A 15,452-nucleotide genomic window follows, 5' to 3' on the forward strand; every position below is an offset into this window, starting at 1 on the left:
TGGGCGCGGGCCGACGAACGGCTTGTGCGCTGGAGGCGGAATCGGAGCGCAAGGTATAGCTTGCATTACTCTGCGTGCTCGGTGTTGTTCTGAAGATTGAGGACAGTGGTGCGGAAGCTGATGATGATCGGGGCGCTCGCAACCGTCGGCCTGGCGCTGGCGGCGGCACCTGCGGCAAGCCCGGGAGGTGCCCCACAGCGGATCGGCTACTTCTCGGATTCGCCCTTGCCGGAGGGGAATGTCCCTCCGACGCAGTTGCCGCCGGACGCCCGGCGGCAGCTCGACCCCTCGTCGTCGAAGTCCGGTGCCTGGCGCTGAACCTGGCACTCCGGGCGCGAGTCCTGGTCAGTGGCGCCCTCGTAAGCGCCAAAGGCTGGGGTGTCAGCCGAGTTCGCGGACGGCGGCGGCGACGGCGGTGAAGTCCTTGCGCAGGATCTTGGAGTGGTTGCTCGGGACCTTGGCGCTGACCTTGATGTTCGGGTTGCGGGTGAGCACCGGGGCGAGGCCGGCGCGGATGCCTTCCATCACCTCGGGGTCGCCGCCCAGGTTGCCGCCGGTGGCGAGGACGTACCGGGTCGGTACGGTGATGCGGTCGAAGACCGGGTCGAGGAGGGCGGGCGCGCAGAGTTCGTTGAGCTCGATGTTGATCTCGGCGTGCTGGGCGGCGCTCATCCGGGCGGCCAGGCCGAGGCGGCGGCAGAGCGGGAAGAGCGGGCTCAGGCGGCGGAACAGCTTGCGGACCTGGGCCTTGGTGGCGTCGTCGAGCCACTCGTGTGCCATCGCGCCGTCCACGGCGACCGTCCCCAGCACGCGGTCCGGGTTCCGGGCGGTCCAGTGGAGCGCGAGCATGGCGCCGTAGGACCAGCCGACCAGGACGGCCCGCTCGATGCCCCGGGCGGCGAGGACGGCGTCGAGGCTGCGGACGGACGCCTCGAAGGAGTAGTCGGAGGAGGTCCCGGACTCGCCGCGGGCGCGTTCGTCGTAGGTGATGTGCCGGTAGCCGGGCCCCAGGGCGGCGATGACGTGTTTCCAGTGCGACCGGTCGGCGTACGAGCCGTTGAGGTAGACGACCGGGATGCCGGGGCCACCGGTGTCGGTGACGGCGAGGGCGGTGTCGTCGACCGACACCGGGCCGGTCCAGACGGAGGACTGGATGGCGATGCTCAAGGTGTGCCCTTCCGGGGACGTGTGTGGGGGTGTCAGATGCTGCGGGCGGTGATGTCGCCCTGGGTGGTGGTGGCGCGGATGTCGAGGGCGGCGGTGCCGTCGTTGCGCAGGGCGTTGCTGATGCGGCCGTAGCCGGTGGCGGCGTCCAGGGTGGCGGAGACGCCGGGGGCGGCGCCGACGGTGATGTCGCCGAGCTGGGTGCCGAGGACGACGGTGCCGCGCGAGGCCTGGGCGATCCGGATGGTGCCGCGGGTCGTGCTGATCCCGGCGGGGCCGTTCAGCCGGCCGATCTCGACGTCGCCGTCGACGGCGGTGAGGCGGACGCCGTCGGCCTCGTCGATCTTGATCTGCCGGTAGGCGCCGTCGAAGGCGAGGTCGCCGAGGCGGCCGACGACGCGCAGCTCGGTGGCGGCGGCCTTGCCCTCGACGGCGGAGCCGGCCGGCAGCTGGACGGTGACCTCCACCGAGCCGGCGCCGGAGAGCCGGCTCTTGCCCTCGGGGACCCGGACGGTCAGGACTCCGTCGGTGTAGGTGACGGTGGTCTGCTCGGCGGCCTGGACGTCGCGGTTCTTCGCGGCGTTCGCGGGGCGGACCTCGACGGTGGTGTCGGCGCGGTCGGCGGCGATCAGCTGGACGCGCCCGGCCGGGATGTCGAGGACGGCGGTGATCGCGGCGGCGGTGTCGAACTTCTGCATCGTGCTCTCCTTCGTGAGGTGGCGGGGGCTCGCTGCCCCCGCCGTTTCTGACGATGGAAAAGCTACGTTGCGTTCGAGAATCAGGCAACGTACTCGTTGCGCAGAAATACTGTTCCTGCAGGTAGTTGCCGGTAAATCGTTGCACTGGCTCTAGATCTAATGCAACGTCACGAGGGTTGTTCATTGCAATGGGCTGTGAGTGAACGCTATATGGGCGCCAGCCGCAGCTGCTGGACCGGCCAGGCGGCCGACTCGGCGGGCCCGAACCAGACCCGGACGTCCTCGCCGGTGCGGACGGGCAGCCGGGGGAAGTCGTTCTCGGCGTGTTCGGTGCGGTGCAAGGCGTGGGCCGGGCCGAGGTGCCGGGCGGCGTAGGCGTCGAAGGCGGTCGCGTCGGCGGGGTGGCAGACGGTGGCGAGCACCTCGCGGGCAGCGGCGGGCGGGGTGAAGCCCGGCCCTCGCAGCAGCAGGACGTCGTCGCTGTCGACCATGGTGGCGTTGGCCGCGTCGCGGTGCGCCTGCCAGACCGGCCCGCCGTAGAAGGCCTCCAGCGCGCGGCGGCGCTCGGCCATGGAGGGGAAGGCGCGCAGCCAGACGAAGCGGTCCGGGTCGTCCAGGTCGCGGAAGCGGCCGCCGACGGTGATGCCGACCCGCTCCTGCCCGGTCACGAACTCGCGCTCGAACAGCTCGATCAACGTCTCCCGCGCGCCGGGGTGCAGGGTGTACTGCCGTAGCTCGACGATCATGCGCCGCAGGTTAGGGGAGGTCCCCTGACATCCGGACCCGGCTCACCGGGCTGACCGCCGACGAGGCGCAGGCCGCCTTCCTCGCCGCGCTCCCGGGCGCCGCCGCCGAGCTCGGTCTCGGCGAGGCGCTCGCCACCGCCCGGCTGAAACTGAGCGCCGCCCTCCCGGCCGAGCTGCGCGAGCAGGCCGGGCGGATCCAGGAGCGCTTCCTGCTCGACGCCCCGGGCTGGTACGGCGAGGCGGACCACACCCCGTACCTGGCGGCCGTCGCCGCGGCGGTGTGGGCGCGACGGACGGTGGTGCTGCGGTACCGGCGCTGGCGGGCGCCGGAGGAGATCGAGCGGCGGGTGGAGCCGTACGGGCTGGTGCTCAAGGCCGGGCGCTGGTACCTGGTCGCCGGAGGGCCGACCGGGACGCGGACGTACCGGGTCGACCAGATCATCGAACTGCGCGACACGGGAGAGGAGTTCGCGGTGCCGGACGGCTTCGACCTGGGCGCGCACTGGGCCGGCAGCCTGGACGACTTCCGGGCCCGGCTGCACACCGGGGAGGCGCTGGTCCGGCTCACCCCGGAAGGCGCCCGGCGGCTCGGCGTGGCGTCCGCGGGCGAGGGCTGGACGGAGGCCCGGGTGCCCATCGAGTCGGTGGACCACGCGCACGGGGAGTTCCTGCGGCTCGGCGCCGAGGTCGAGGTCTTGGAACCGGCCGAACTCCGCGACCGCGTCGCCGGGACGGTACGGGCGTTGGCCGACCGCTACCGCGCGTGATCCGAGGGCGGGCTCAGGCCGGGCCCGGGCCGGGCCCAGGCCGGGCTCGGGCCGGACCCAGGCCGGAACCAGGCCGGGCTCAGGCGACGAAGTGGTCGAACTCGCCGGCCTTCGCGCCGCGGACCCAGGCCAGGAACTTGGTGCGGGTGGTGGTGACGATGTGGGTGGGGTCGTTCGACTCGCGGATGTAGACGAACTCGCCGTCGGAGGCGATTTCCAGATAGTCGGCCGTGTCCGAGCCCAGGCTCGACTTCTGCCACTCGAGGTGTTCCACGGGTGCCCTCCTGATCGTGTGCGGCGGCCGGGATGAGGGTACTGCCCCGAGAGCACCGGAGGCGTCATCGTTTCGGTCATGTCAATTCGTGCGAGGCGTTGTGCTATTCCATTGGGGTGTCAGTCGTTCCTACACTGAAGCCCCGCCGCACGGGGGCTGCGGGAGGCAGGTTGCCGACGGGCCCGGGGGAGGCGCGTGTGACTGACCGGGGCTGGGACGAGGACGACACCCGGCCGTACTTCTTCCTCTCCTACGCGCACACCCCGAAAGCCGGTGCGCGGGGCGCCGGCGACCCCAACCACTGGGTCCGGCAGCTGTACCGGGACCTCTGCGAGGCGGTGCTCCAACTCACCACCGTCCCCGACGGGGTACCGGTCGGCTTCATGGACGAGTCCATGCACCAGGGCGAGTTGTGGGCCGACCGGCTGTCCGACGAACTGGCCAGCTGCCGGGTCTTCGTTCCGCTCTACTCCCCCCGGTACTTCAACAGCGTGCCGTGCGGGCAGGAGTGGCACGCCTTCACCCGGCGACCGGTCTACCCGGCGAACCTGGACTCCGAGCGCACCAGCGGCATCGTCCCGGTGCTCTGGGCGCCGATGAGCCGCTACCGGCTGCCCAAGGTGGCCGGCGAACTCCAGTTCAACCACGCGAGTTTCGGGCCCGACTACGCCACCGAGGGTCTGTACGCGCTGATGAAGCTCAGCTACTTCCGTTCCGCGTACGAGCTGGCCGTGCACCGCCTGGCGGCCCGGATCGTGCAGGTGGCGGAGGAGACGGTGATCCCGATCGGGCGGCGGCTGGAGTTCAACGGCCTCCCCAGCGCCTTCAACGTCACCGCCCCGACCAAGCAGCTGCGGATCTCGGTGCTCGCCTACCACCGGGGCGAACTTCCGGAGGAGCGCAATCCCGACTACTACGGTGAGCGGCGCACCGACTGGCACCCGTACCGGCCGGTCGGTTCGCCCATCGCGCAGCACGCGGTGCGGCTGGCACGGCAGTTGGGGTTCCAGCCGACGGTGCACGAGTTCGACGACGAGGTCGAGTCGATCATCGACGGCAACGCCGAGGCCCCCGGCCTGCTGCTGCTCGACCGGTGGGCGCTGCGCGACCCGCGCCGGCGCGAACTGGTACGGCGCTTCGACCGGTCGGACGCCACCTGGGTGAGCGTCCTGGAGCCGTGGAACGCCGACGACCCGGAGTGCGAGGAACACGCCGGTGAGCTGGGCGAACTGAGCGACGACGCCCTGCGCATCACCCGGCGCGCGAGCCGCCCCAGCTTCCTCGGCGCCACCGGCCCGACCGGGCTGCACTCGCTGGAGGACTTCGACGACGCGCTGCCCAGGGCCGCGATGAAGGCCAAGTACGCCTTCGAGGGCCGCACCAGGGCCGAGCCGGAGGAACCGCCGCCGCCCCGGCCGAGCCTGCGGGACGCCTTCCGGCGCGGCGGGGGAGGGTACGGACCGGACGGATCCGGGCCGGACCCCTTCGACGAGGACCAGGGGCAGGACCCGGGCGGCGGCCAAGGCGGCCAGGGCGGCCAGGGCGGCCAAGCCGCCAACGGGAACGGCCGAGGCGGCCAAGTCGCCAACGGCCGGGGCGCATACGGCCAGGGCCACGGCAACGGCCACGACAACGGAAACCGCGACGACCCGTACCGCGAGCACGACCCGCACCGCGACGACGGCGATGACCCCGATGACGGGATGGCGCCCCTGGGAGGACGAGGAAACCGATGACCGACAACCGCACCAGGAACCTCCGCCTCGGGGGCCTCACCGCCGCCGACCTGGCCGCCCAGCGCGCGGCCGAGCGGCAGGCCGCGGAGCAGGACCGCAACGGCCGGATCATCACCTTCTACTCCTACAAGGGCGGCACCGGCCGCACCATGGCGCTCGCCAACACCGCCTGGATCCTGGCCGCCAACGGCTTCCGGGTGCTCACCGTGGACTGGGACCTGGAGGCGCCGGGCCTCGCCAAGTTCTTCCACCCCTTCCTCGACCCGGCCTCCCTGGCCGGCACCACCGGGATGATGGACCTGATCGCCGAGTACCGCGAGGAGGCGCTGCGCCCGGTCGAGCACGCCGAGGGCTGGCACCTGGACTTCGCCCGGGTGCACCCGCACGCGCTGTCGCTCACCTGGCCGCACTTCCCGTCCACCGGCAGCCTGGACTTCCTCTCCGCGGGCCAGTTCAACCGGGACTACTCCGAGGCCGTCACCCACCTCGACTGGGACATCTTCTACGACCGCTTCGACGGCGGGCAGTTCTTCGACGCCCTCAAGGCCGACATGGCCAAGCGCTACGACTACGTGCTGATCGACTCCCGCACCGGCCTGTCCGACATCGCCGAGATCTGCACCGTCCAGATGCCCGACGACCTGGTGGTCTGCTTCACCCTGAGCGACCAGTCGATCGACGGCGCCTCCCGGATCGCCCAGCACATCCACGACCGCTACCGCGAGCGCGGCATTCGCATCCTGCCCGTCCCGATGCGCATCGACGAGGGCGAGAAGGAGAAGGCGGACGCCGGCCGGGCGCTCGCCCGGGTCCGCTTCGACGGCCTGCCCTCCGGCCTCAACGGTGAGGAACTCGCCCAGTACTGGGGCTCGGTGGAGATCCCGTACCGGCCGTTCTACGCCTACGAGGAGATCCTCGCGACCTTCGGCGACCAGACCGGCACCCCCACCTCGATGCTGGCCGCCTGCGAGCGGCTGACCTCGATGCTCACCGACGGCCGGGCCCCCGGCCTGCCGCCGATGGACGAGGCGGTCCGGCTGCGCTACGTGGACGCGTTCACCCGCCGCCGCCCGTCCGTCCCCGCCGACCTCTACCTCTCCTACGTCCCCGAGGACCGGATGTGGGCGGACTGGATCGAGTCCGTCCTCACCCGGGCCGGCTTCCGGGTGCTGCCCCGCGACCTCAGCGCCGGCACCGACCCGCGCGAGGAGACCGAGCGCGGCATCGACTCGGCGTTCCGGACGGTCGCCGTGCTCTCGCCCGCCTACCAGCGCTCCCCGCAGGCCCGGGCGCTGTGGGAGTCGGTGGTCAGCTCCGACCCGTCCGGGACGAGGCGCCAGCTGCTGCCCGTCCGGGTCGGGGACGTCCGGCTCACCGCGCCGTTCAGCAACCGCAACCCGGTCGACCTGGTCGGCCGCGACGAGACGCAGTCGATCCAGAGCCTGCTGCGCGCACTCGGCCGCGGCGACGTCGCGCTCGAGGACGCGCCCAACGGCGGGCCGCGGTTCCCCGGCAGCAAGCCGTCGGTCTGGGACGTCCCGCCGCGCAACCCGTCCTTCACCGGCCGCTCCGCCGTCCTGGAACAGCTGCGCAACCAGCTGCGCGGCGGCATGGCGGCCGTGCTGCCCACCCCGCAGACCCTGTACGGGCTCGGCGGCGTCGGCAAGACCCAGGTGGCGCTGGAGTACGCCCACCGCTTCATGTCCGACTACGACCTGGTCTGGTGGATCGACGCCGAGCAGACCGAGCTGGTCGCCCCGGCGCTCGCCGAACTCGCCCGCCGGCTCGGCCTGCGGGTCGGCGACTCGGTGACCGAGGCCGCCGAGGCCGCCCGGGAGGCGCTGCGCCGCGGCGTGCCCACCTCGCGCTGGCTGCTGATCTTCGACAACGCCGACGAGCCGGCCGAGATCCGCCGCTTCTTCCCCGGCGGCTCCGGCCACATCCTGGTCACCTCCCGCAACCAGGCCTGGACCGGGCACGCCGAGGCGCTGGAGGTCGACGTCTTCACCCGCGGCGAGAGCGTCGAGCACCTGTGCCGGCGCGCCCGCAGCCTCTCCCGGCCGGACGCCGACCGGGTCGCCGAAGCCGTCGGCGACCTGCCGCTGGCCGTCGAGGTGGCCGCCGCCTGGCTGGACACCACCGGCACCCCGGTCGAGACCTACGTCGCCCAGCTGCACGCCGAGGCGGCCCGCGCCCTGGCCGTCGGCCGCCCCGCCGACTACCCGACGCCGGTCGCCGCGACCTGGAACGTCTCCATCGGCCGGCTGCGCCAGCAGTCCCCGGCGGCCGTGCGGCTGCTGCAGCTGTGCGCGTTCTTCGCGCCCGAGCCGATCTCGATGAACCTCTTCTACAGCGACCAGATGATCCGGGCGCTGGTGAAGTACGACGCCGACCTCAGCGACAAGTTCATGCTGGGCAAGGTGATCCAGGCGATCGGCCGGTACGCGCTGGCCAAGGTCGACGCGGGCAGCAACAGCTTCCAGGTGCACCGCCTGGTCCAGGCGGTGATCCGGGCGGGGATGACCGCCGACGAGCAGGAGATCGCCGTCCACGAGGTGCACCGCATCCTCACCGGCGCCCGGCCCGTCCTCGGCGACACCGACGACCCGGCCAACTGGCCCGCCTTCGACGAGATCTGGCCGCACCTGTCGCCGTCCAAGGCGCACAACTGCGACGAGGCGGACACCCGGCAGCTGCTCATCGACCGGGTCCGCTACCTGTGGAAGCGCGGCGAGCTCGACCGCGCCCGCGACCTCGGCCACGCCCTCGACGCCGAGTGGACCAGCAAGCTCGGCGAGGACGACCGGCAGACCCTGCTGCTGCGCTTCCAGCTCGCCAACGTGCTGCGCTCCCAGGGCAATTACGCCGAGGCCCTGGCGCTGGACGAGTCCACCCTGGAGCGCCAGCGGGCCCTGCTCGGCGAGCACCACCCGTACACCCTGATGACGGCCGGCTCGCTCGGCGCCGACCGCCGGGCACTCGGCCGGTTCCAGGCCGCGCTCGACCTCGACCGCGAAATCCTCGACCAGTTCCGCGAGTTGTTCGGCGACGACAACCCGCGCACGCTCTCCATGGCGAACAACCTGGCGATCGACTACCGGCTGGTCGGCGACAGCGAGGCCGCCCGCGAACTCGACCAGGAGACCCTCGACCGGCGCACCGCCGTGCTCGGCCCCAAGCACCCCTACACCCTGTCCACCAAGTCCAACCTGGCCCGCGACCTGCGCGAACTCGGCGACTACCGGGGCTCGGTGGACCTGCTGCAGGAGGTCACCTCCGACCTCGGCGACGTCCTCGACCCGGACCTGCCGGAGAATCTGCGCAACGCCAAGTCGCTGGCCGTCTCACTGCGCCGGATCGGGCAGCTCGCCGAGGCCCGCCGGATCACCAAGGAGACCTACGAGCGCTACCTGGAGCGCTACGGCGCCGACGCCCCGGACGCGCTGGCCTGCGCGCTCAACCTGGCCGCCGACCACAGCGCCTCCGGTGACAAGGAGGCCGCCCGCGACCTCTGCTCCACCGTCTTCGAGGGCCACCGCCGGCTGTTCGGCGACGAACACCCCTTCACCCTGGCCTGCGCCAACAACCTCGGCATCTACCTGCGCGGCAGTGGCGACGTCCAGGGCGCCATCGAGCGCGGCCGGCTCACCGTCGAAGGGCTCACCCGTTCGGTCGGGCCGGAGCACCCGTACACCCTCAACGCGATGATCAACCTGGCCAACGCGTACGGCGACGACGGGCAGCTGGCGCTCGCCGAACAGCTCGGCCGGGCCGCCCACCAGGGCCTGTGCGCGCGCTACTCGCCGCAGCACCCGGACGCGGTGGCCTGCGAGGCCAACCTGGCGGTCACCCTGCGCACGGCGAGCCGGCACACCCAGGCCGCCGAACTGCGCTCGCGGTCGATCGCCGAGCTGATCCGGCAGTTCGGCGAGGAACACCCCAACACGGTGTCGGCGCGCGGCTGGAAGCGGATCAACCGCGACCTGGAACCGCAGCCCGTGTGACCGCGGGGGCGGGGTACGCTGCCGAGCCATGGCCAACACCCCGCCCCCGGTCCTGGTCACCCGGCGCCTCGCGCCCGGTGTCATCGAACGCCTCACCGCGCACCACGCCGTCACCTGCCACGACTCCGACCTGGCGATGGACCGGGCCGAGCTGCTCGCCGCCGTCCGCGGCCGGCGGGCCGTGCTCACCACCCTGGACGACCGGGTGGACGGCGAGTTCCTGGACGCGGCCGGCCCCGGGCTGCGGATCGTCGCCAACCACGCCGTCGGCTACCACAACATCGACCTGGCCGCCTGCGCCGAGCGCGGCGTGCTGGTCTCCCACACCCCCGGCGTGCTCACCACCGCCACCGCCGACATGGCCTGGGCGCTGCTGCTGTCCGCCACCCGCCGGCTCGGCGAGGGCGAGCGGCTGCTGCGCTCCGGCGCCGCCTGGACCTGGGCGCCCAACTTCCTGCTCGGCCTGGAACTGGCCGGCACCCCGCTGGGCGTGCTCGGCATGGGCCGGATCGGGCAGGCGGTGGCCCGCCGGGCCCGCGCTTTCGACATGCCGGTCAGCTACCACAACCGCCGCGCCCTGCCGCCCGAGCAGGCCGCGGACGCCGACTGGAAGCCGCTGGAGGAACTGCTCGCCACCTCCACCGTGCTGGTCGTCACCTGCCCGCTGAGCGAGGCCACCCGGCACCTGCTGGACGCCCGCCGGCTGGCGCTGCTGCCGCCCGGCGCCGTGGTGGTCAGCATGACCGCCGGGGTGGTGGACGAGGAGGCGCTGGCCGCCGCGCTGGAGTCCGGCGCGCTGTTCGCCGCCGCCGTGGACAACTTCGAGCACGAGCCCGCCGTCCCGTCCGCGCTGCTCGCCCAGGAGCGCGCGGTGCTGGCCCCCCACCTGGGCAGCGCCACCGTGGCCACCCGGCAGGCGATGGGCGGCCTCGCGGTGGACAACGTCCTCGCGGTGCTCGGCGGCGGCGAGCCGCTGACGCCGGTGAAGCCCTGAGGGCGGTCCGGGCCTGAGGGCCGGGGCTACCGGGTCTTCGGCTGCTCGTAGTACGTGGCGGTGAGGATCCAGGCGACGAGGGGGCCGTGGACCTCCCGCGCCTGCTCCAGAGTCGTGCCGGCCGGGTCGGTCGAGACGTGCTCGCGCAGGTTCCGCCGGCCCTTCCGGGGCATCTGCCAGGCGGTCATCAGACGGTCGCCCGGAATGTCCCAGTCGAGTTCGCCGTAGCCCTGCCCGTCGTGGACGCGGTGGGGACCGGGGCTGACGGGATCCGGTTTGGGTTCGAACCCGTCCCGGTGGTGCGACGGCTGGGTCGGCAGGCGCTCGATCAGTTCGGGAACCGCCTGCTCGATGGGCGCCGACGGCGCGAAGTAGGCGATGATCCGCAGGTGCCCGGTCAGCGCGAGCTCGATCCCGGGAGTCGCGTGGGGGAGCTGGATGAAGCCCAGCCGTGAACCCCGCCGACAGCTGTCGATCGCCTGACTGAGGACGGGCCGGAGTTCGTGGGTCCGCGCGAGCTCCGACAGCCGCGCCCGCAGCTGTTCCTCGGCCTCCTCGCGGGCCTGCCGGACGGCCTTCGAACGGACGACCCGCCGCAGCCGCCACGTCGCCGGCACACCGGAGGCGAACACCGCCTTTCCAGCGACGAAGAAGAGGAGCACGACCAACCCCAGGACCTGCATCACCTTCGCCGGCACACGGCGCCAGTTGCTCATCCGCCCATGCTCGCCGAGCGGGCCCACCCCGCACCTGAGTACGCGTACTCAGAAGTAGGTCCGGCTTGCGGTCAACCCGCCGCCCAGGCCAGGGCGGTGGTCATCACCCGGAACGCGCCGAAGTGTGCGGCGCCGGGTTCCAGGAAGAGTTCGGCGCGGGGGATGTGGTCGGCCAGCCAGCGTGAGTGGTCGACCGGGGAGAACTGGTCGTCGGCGCCGTGCCAGAGCCAGGTCGGCACCCGGATGGAGCCGACCTCGAAGCCCCAGTGGGCGGTGAAGGCCAGCACGTCGTCGATCCAGCCGTCCGCGCCGTGCCGGAACGCCTCCCGGTAGTTGCTCTGCAGCATCCGCCGCAGCCCGCTGTCGGCCACCACCTCCCGGTCGGCGGGGGAGAGTTCGGTGCGCAGGCCGTTCAGCAGCCGGACCGGGTCGTCCTTGATCTGCCGGGAGCGGAACTCCATCGCGTCGGCGATCCGGCCGTGCCCGCGCTCGGCCTCCTGGTACGCGCGGACGTTGGACGGGGTCATCCCGGCGTACCAGTCCAGGCCGGCCGCGTCCCGCGGCGCCAGGCCCACCAGCACCGCGGCCCGGCTGACCCGCTCCGGCAGCAGCGCCGCGCAGGCCAGCGCGTGCGGGCCGCCGCCCGAGCGGCCCAGCACCGCGAAGCTGTCCAGCCCGAACTCGTCCGCGATGGTCCGCACGTCGGCCGCCGCCGCGCTCACCCTGCGGCCGAACAGCCGGGTCGAGTCGCCGTAGCCGGGCCGGTCGTACGAGATCAGCCGGACGCCGAGCCGGTACAGCACGGTGCTGCGCGGGTGCGGGCCGACCCTGCTGCCCGGCATGCCGTGCAGCAGGAACACCGGCCGGCCGCGCGGGTCGCCGAGGGACTCGACCGCGAGGGCGCGGTCGTCCGCGGTCTTGACCATCCGTAACGACACCTGCGGCCTCCTCAGTGCTCCCGGTCGGTTCGGTGCCCCGGGTCGCTTCCGTGGTCCCGGTCGGTCGCCCGCGCCGGGTGGGTCTCCTGTGCCGGGCCGGTCCCTCCGTCCCGGTCGCTCTGCTGCTCCCGGCTCTCGTCCTGCTCCGGGCCCCCGTCCTGCTCCCGGCTCTCCTCCTGCTCCCGGTCGGCGGTGGTGCGCACCTCCCGGCGGGCCTGCCAGGTGGTGTGCTCGCGGGAGATCGCGTCCTCGGCGTCCCGGGCCAGGCGGGCCCAGATCTCCTCGGCCTCCGGCGAGTCCACGTCCAGGTCGGCGAGCTGGCGCAGGATCTGCGCCAGCTCCTCGGCGGCCAGCCCGTACGCGGCCGCCAGCGGCCGGTACTGGCGCAGCTGCGCCCAGGCGGTGACCGAGGCGGCCACCGCCGAGACGGTACCCAGCGCGTCGTAGCTGAACGCGCCGAGCGCCCGCAGCAGCGCGAGCACCAGCCCGAGCGCGGGCAGCAGCACGCCCAGCACCCCGGCCCAGTACCCGGCCCTGGCGCAGTAGCGGGCCTTGGCGCGGTACCAGTCGTGCTGCAGCCGGATCCGCTCGCCCAGGTACACCTCGCGGCGCACCGCCAGCGGCTGCTCGCGCAGGTCGCGCATGGCCGCGGTGATCCCCACCCCGTTGCCCGGGACGGCCACCGGGCTGTCCCGGAAGGCGCCGAGCACCCGGCCGAGCTGGAAGCGGTACAGGCCCTCGGCGTCCGGCAGGGCGCGCGGCGGCGGCTGGTAGGCGTCGGCCCGGACGGCGTACTTCCAGGCGAGGGTCTTCACCGACTCGGCGGCCGCCCGGCCCTCGTACCAGAGGCCCTGCGGGTTCTGCCGGCTGATCACCACCGCGAGCGCGACCGCGCCGAGGTAGGCGACGGCGGCCGGCCAGGCCCAGGGCTCGCCGTCGGCCGAGCCGGTGGCGGCCGCGACCACCAGCAGGACCAGTTCCCAGGCGGAGAGCAGGACGGAGCGCCGCTGCCCGTGCAGCGAGGCCGCGTCGGCGGCCCAGAAGAGCTCGGGCAGCAGGTCCCGCTCGCGCACCCATCCGGTCCGTTCCGCACCAGACGCCATGTTCGGCCCCCACCCGTCGCTCCGGTCGCACCGCTCTCCTGCCCCGGGCGGCTTCCCGGTACGCCTGGCGCGGCCCGGGGCGGCCCGCATTGGCCGGGAAGGTCCGGTGGATTGTCCGGTACTCCCCGTGTTCGGTCCGGTACCTAGCGTGCGCGACACCCCGGGGGCCGGCGGGTGTCGCGGTGGGCCCCCGGCGGGTGCCTCAGTAGGTGCCTCAGTAGGTGTAGAGGACCCGGTCGGCGTTGTCGGCCATCTGCCGGGCGTTCCACTCGGTGCCGCCGGGGACGTTGCCGGAGCGGAACAGCGGCGGGGCGGGGGCGTCCCCGGCGGCCGCCCGGTCGGCCAGCCGGCCGACCGCCGAGGCGACCACGGCCTGCATCAGCGCGCTGGTCACGATGGTGGAGACCGGGCCGAAGGTGGTCTCGGCGCCCGGGTGGGTGAGCTCGCCGTCGCCGACCGCGATCTTGCTGTCCAGCACCACGTCGCAGTGGTCCTTCAGATAGGTGCCGGACGGGTGCGCCGAGGCCACCTCCGCCGGGTAGGCCAGCGAGGTCACCCCGATCACCTTCAGGCCGCGGTCCCGGGCGTACCGGGCCAGCTCGACCGGCATGACCTGACGGCCGGAGAGCGAGATCACGAACAGCAGGTCGCCGGTGGTCGCCGGGGTGAGGTCCAGGGTCGCGGTGGCGAGTCCGGAGACCCGCTCCAGGGCGCTCGACAGCGGGGCGGGCATCACCGTCACCCCGGTCACCCCCGGTACGTTCAGCAGGTTCATCGGGACCAGTCCGCCGGCCCGGTAGACCACGTCCTGGGCCGGCAGCGCGGAGTGCCCGGCACCGAAGGTGAACACCCGGCGGCCGTCGGCCATCGCCTCCGCCAGCAGCGCGGCGGCGGCCTCGATGGTGTCGGCCTCCTCCTCGCGGACCCGCTGGAGGTGGGCGATCGCGGCGTCGAAGTACCTGCCGACCAGGTCGTTCATCGGGTGCCTCCGCTCTCTGCCGGTGAGGGAGCCGGCCGGGTGGGACGGTCCGGGTGGTCCAGACCGCCGGTGGAGAAAGCTACGGCGAGCACGGTCGCGCTCCGGTGGTACCGCTGTCAACAGCAACGAAATCCCGTCCCCGGGGCCCCGGCGCGGACCCGGTTGTCGCCCGGGTACGTCAGAATTGGCGGTGAGGACACCGAAGAACGGAGCCAGCGGCGATGTCTGGGCTGATCGACACCACTGAGATGTACCTTCGCACCATCCTGGAACTGGAGGAGGAGGGCATCGTCCCGATGCGCGCCCGGATCGCGGAGCGCCTGGAACAGAGCGGTCCGACGGTCAGCCAGACGGTCGGCCGGATGGAGCGCGACGGCCTGCTCCAGGTCGCCGGGGACCGCCACCTCGAACTCACCGAGGACGGCCGGAAGCTCGCGGTGCGCGTCATGCGCAAGCACCGCATCGCCGAGTGCCTGCTCGTCGACGTGATCGGGCTGGAGTGGGAGCAGGTGCACGAGGAGGCCTGCCGCTGGGAGCACGTGATGAGCGAGACGGTCGAGCGCAAGGTGCTCGCCATGCTCGGGCACCCCACCCAGTCCCCGTACGGCAACCCGATCCCGGGCCTGGACGAGCTGGGCGACACCAAGGCGGAGGGCGAGGGCTTCGACGCCGGGCTCGTCCCGCTGGACACCGTCAAGCCGGGCGAGGCCGGGGCCGACGTGGTGGTCCGCCGGATCGGCGAGCCGATCCAGACCGACAGCGCGTTGATGAGCACCCTGCGCCGGGCCGGCGTCCGGCCGGGCTCCACGGTCAAGGTGAACGCGGGTGTCGGCGTCGGGGGCGTGCTGGTCGGCACCGGGGAGAACGCGGCCGAGCTGGGCAAGGACATCGCCCAGCACGTCTTCGTCGCCCAGCCCTGAGTCACCGCCCGAGGTACTGCGGCTCCATCTGAGGCACTGCGGCTCCGGACGGCCGAGTGGGCCCGCTGCTCCCCTTGCAGCGGGCCCCACTCGTCCTCCCCGTCCCTCCCTGCTCCCCTCCGCTCCCTCCCTGTCCCTCCCGGCTCCCCTCCGCCGCCCCGCTCGGCTTCCCCGTCCGAGCGGCCCTCCGGCGACCCCCTCACACCGCAATTCCTCCCCTCGGCCGATCATGGCAATCCTTGAGTGCTGTCACTCGTACGAGGGGCTTTCCCGGTTGACCAGCGGGTAGACCGAAGCCTTATCCGGACGTGCGCGATCCGGACGTGCGTGATCGGGACCTGCGCGCCCCGGGCCAGCAAGATCGGGACCCCGTGCATCCGGACGTGCGTATGACGGGCCCCGCCTCCGGTGGG

14 protein-coding genes are annotated in these 15,452 nt (G+C 73.0%); 5 read left to right on the forward strand and 9 right to left on the reverse strand.

The window, feature by feature from the left end:
* Positions 1 to 381 precede the first annotated feature (381 nt).
* The 4 genes from IE332_RS23970 to IE332_RS42255 form a co-directional block, all read right to left on the reverse strand.
* On the reverse strand, positions 382 to 1,167 hold the full coding sequence (locus IE332_RS23970; RefSeq protein WP_229928862.1) for an alpha/beta fold hydrolase: 786 nt from the start codon (positions 1,165 to 1,167) through the stop codon (positions 382 to 384).
* Positions 1,168 to 1,199: 32 nt separating this feature from the next.
* The gene (locus IE332_RS23975; protein ID WP_189919978.1) at positions 1,200 to 1,862 is read right to left on the reverse strand and encodes a DUF4097 family beta strand repeat-containing protein; all 663 of its coding nucleotides are present in this window, start codon (positions 1,860 to 1,862) and stop codon (positions 1,200 to 1,202) included.
* Between the two features lie 206 nt (positions 1,863 to 2,068).
* Positions 2,069 to 2,608: an NIPSNAP family protein gene (locus IE332_RS23980; RefSeq protein WP_189919980.1), complete on the reverse strand. Its 540-nt coding sequence runs from the start codon at positions 2,606 to 2,608 to the stop codon at positions 2,069 to 2,071.
* Complete coding sequence (locus IE332_RS42255) at positions 2,605 to 2,856, reverse strand: hypothetical protein (protein ID WP_308437598.1); 252 nt, start codon at positions 2,854 to 2,856, stop codon at positions 2,605 to 2,607. The genes IE332_RS23980 and IE332_RS42255 overlap by 4 nt, the downstream gene beginning before the upstream one ends.
* Before the next feature lie 9 nt (positions 2,857 to 2,865).
* Between IE332_RS42255 and IE332_RS23985 the strand changes: the two genes are divergently transcribed.
* The gene (locus tag IE332_RS23985; RefSeq protein ID WP_308437600.1) at positions 2,866 to 3,375 is read left to right on the forward strand and encodes a helix-turn-helix transcriptional regulator; all 510 of its coding nucleotides are present in this window, start codon (positions 2,866 to 2,868) and stop codon (positions 3,373 to 3,375) included.
* A gap of 79 nt (positions 3,376 to 3,454) precedes the next feature.
* Here the strand turns inward: IE332_RS23985 and IE332_RS23990 are convergent, their stop codons facing one another.
* Complete coding sequence (locus IE332_RS23990; RefSeq protein ID WP_189919982.1) at positions 3,455 to 3,649, reverse strand: DUF397 domain-containing protein; 195 nt, start codon at positions 3,647 to 3,649, stop codon at positions 3,455 to 3,457.
* A 197-nt stretch (positions 3,650 to 3,846) separates the two neighbouring features.
* Between IE332_RS23990 and IE332_RS23995 the strand changes: the two genes are divergently transcribed.
* The 3 genes from IE332_RS23995 to IE332_RS24005 are packed head-to-tail and all read left to right on the forward strand — an operon-like array spanning position 3,847 to position 10,383.
* Positions 3,847 to 5,385 carry a TIR-like protein FxsC gene (locus tag IE332_RS23995; RefSeq protein WP_189919984.1) on the forward strand — a complete coding sequence of 513 codons (1,539 nt, stop codon included), beginning with the start codon at positions 3,847 to 3,849 and terminating at the stop codon, positions 5,383 to 5,385.
* On the forward strand, positions 5,382 to 9,389 hold the full coding sequence (gene fxsT / locus IE332_RS24000) for an FxSxx-COOH system tetratricopeptide repeat protein (protein ID WP_189919986.1): 4,008 nt from the start codon (positions 5,382 to 5,384) through the stop codon (positions 9,387 to 9,389). Before IE332_RS23995 ends, fxsT begins: the two co-directional genes overlap by 4 nt.
* A 28-nt stretch (positions 9,390 to 9,417) precedes the next feature.
* On the forward strand, positions 9,418 to 10,383 hold the full coding sequence (locus tag IE332_RS24005; protein ID WP_189919988.1) for a 2-hydroxyacid dehydrogenase: 966 nt from the start codon (positions 9,418 to 9,420) through the stop codon (positions 10,381 to 10,383).
* Between the two features lie 26 nt (positions 10,384 to 10,409).
* Here the strand turns inward: IE332_RS24005 and IE332_RS24010 are convergent, their stop codons facing one another.
* The 4 genes from IE332_RS24010 to IE332_RS24025 form a co-directional block, all read right to left on the reverse strand.
* Positions 10,410 to 11,099, reverse strand: coding sequence for a hypothetical protein (locus tag IE332_RS24010; RefSeq protein ID WP_189919990.1), 690 nt, complete (start codon positions 11,097 to 11,099; stop codon positions 10,410 to 10,412).
* A gap of 71 nt (positions 11,100 to 11,170) precedes the next feature.
* Entirely contained in the window at positions 11,171 to 12,025 is an 855-nt protein-coding gene (locus IE332_RS24015; protein ID WP_189920136.1) for an alpha/beta fold hydrolase, read from the reverse strand.
* Between the two features lie 23 nt (positions 12,026 to 12,048).
* Entirely contained in the window at positions 12,049 to 13,110 is a 1,062-nt protein-coding gene (locus IE332_RS24020) for a DUF4231 domain-containing protein (RefSeq protein WP_189919992.1), read from the reverse strand.
* Positions 13,111 to 13,354: 244 nt separating this feature from the next.
* Complete coding sequence (locus IE332_RS24025) at positions 13,355 to 14,119, reverse strand: SIS domain-containing protein (RefSeq protein ID WP_189919994.1); 765 nt, start codon at positions 14,117 to 14,119, stop codon at positions 13,355 to 13,357.
* Positions 14,120 to 14,340: 221 nt separating this feature from the next.
* Here IE332_RS24025 and IE332_RS24030 point away from each other — a divergent pair, with 221 nt between their 5' ends.
* On the forward strand, positions 14,341 to 15,039 hold the full coding sequence (locus IE332_RS24030; RefSeq protein WP_189919996.1) for an iron-dependent transcriptional repressor DtxR: 699 nt from the start codon (positions 14,341 to 14,343) through the stop codon (positions 15,037 to 15,039).
* Positions 15,040 to 15,452: the final 413 nt, after the last annotated feature.

The organism is Kitasatospora xanthocidica, assembly GCF_014656195.1.
Lineage (GTDB): Bacteria > Actinomycetota > Actinomycetes > Streptomycetales > Streptomycetaceae > Kitasatospora > Kitasatospora xanthocidica.

Bases quoted from the DNA above. Each gene is read 5' to 3' on its own strand.
- IE332_RS23975 (WP_189919978.1), bottom strand. From the start codon at position 1,862: ATGCAGAAGTTCGACACCGCCGCCGCGATCACCGCCGTCCTCGACATC.
- IE332_RS23980 (WP_189919980.1), bottom strand. From the start codon at position 2,608: ATGATCGTCGAGCTACGGCAGTACACCCTGCACCCCGGCGCGCGGGAG.
- fxsT (WP_189919986.1), top strand. From the start codon at position 5,382: ATGACCGACAACCGCACCAGGAACCTCCGCCTCGGGGGCCTCACCGCC.
- IE332_RS24005 (WP_189919988.1), top strand. From the start codon at position 9,418: ATGGCCAACACCCCGCCCCCGGTCCTGGTCACCCGGCGCCTCGCGCCC.
- IE332_RS24010 (WP_189919990.1), bottom strand. From the start codon at position 11,099: ATGAGCAACTGGCGCCGTGTGCCGGCGAAGGTGATGCAGGTCCTGGGG.
- IE332_RS24015 (WP_189920136.1), bottom strand. From the start codon at position 12,025: ATGGTCAAGACCGCGGACGACCGCGCCCTCGCGGTCGAGTCCCTCGGC.
- IE332_RS24025 (WP_189919994.1), bottom strand. From the start codon at position 14,119: ATGAACGACCTGGTCGGCAGGTACTTCGACGCCGCGATCGCCCACCTC.
- IE332_RS24030 (WP_189919996.1), top strand. From the start codon at position 14,341: ATGTCTGGGCTGATCGACACCACTGAGATGTACCTTCGCACCATCCTG.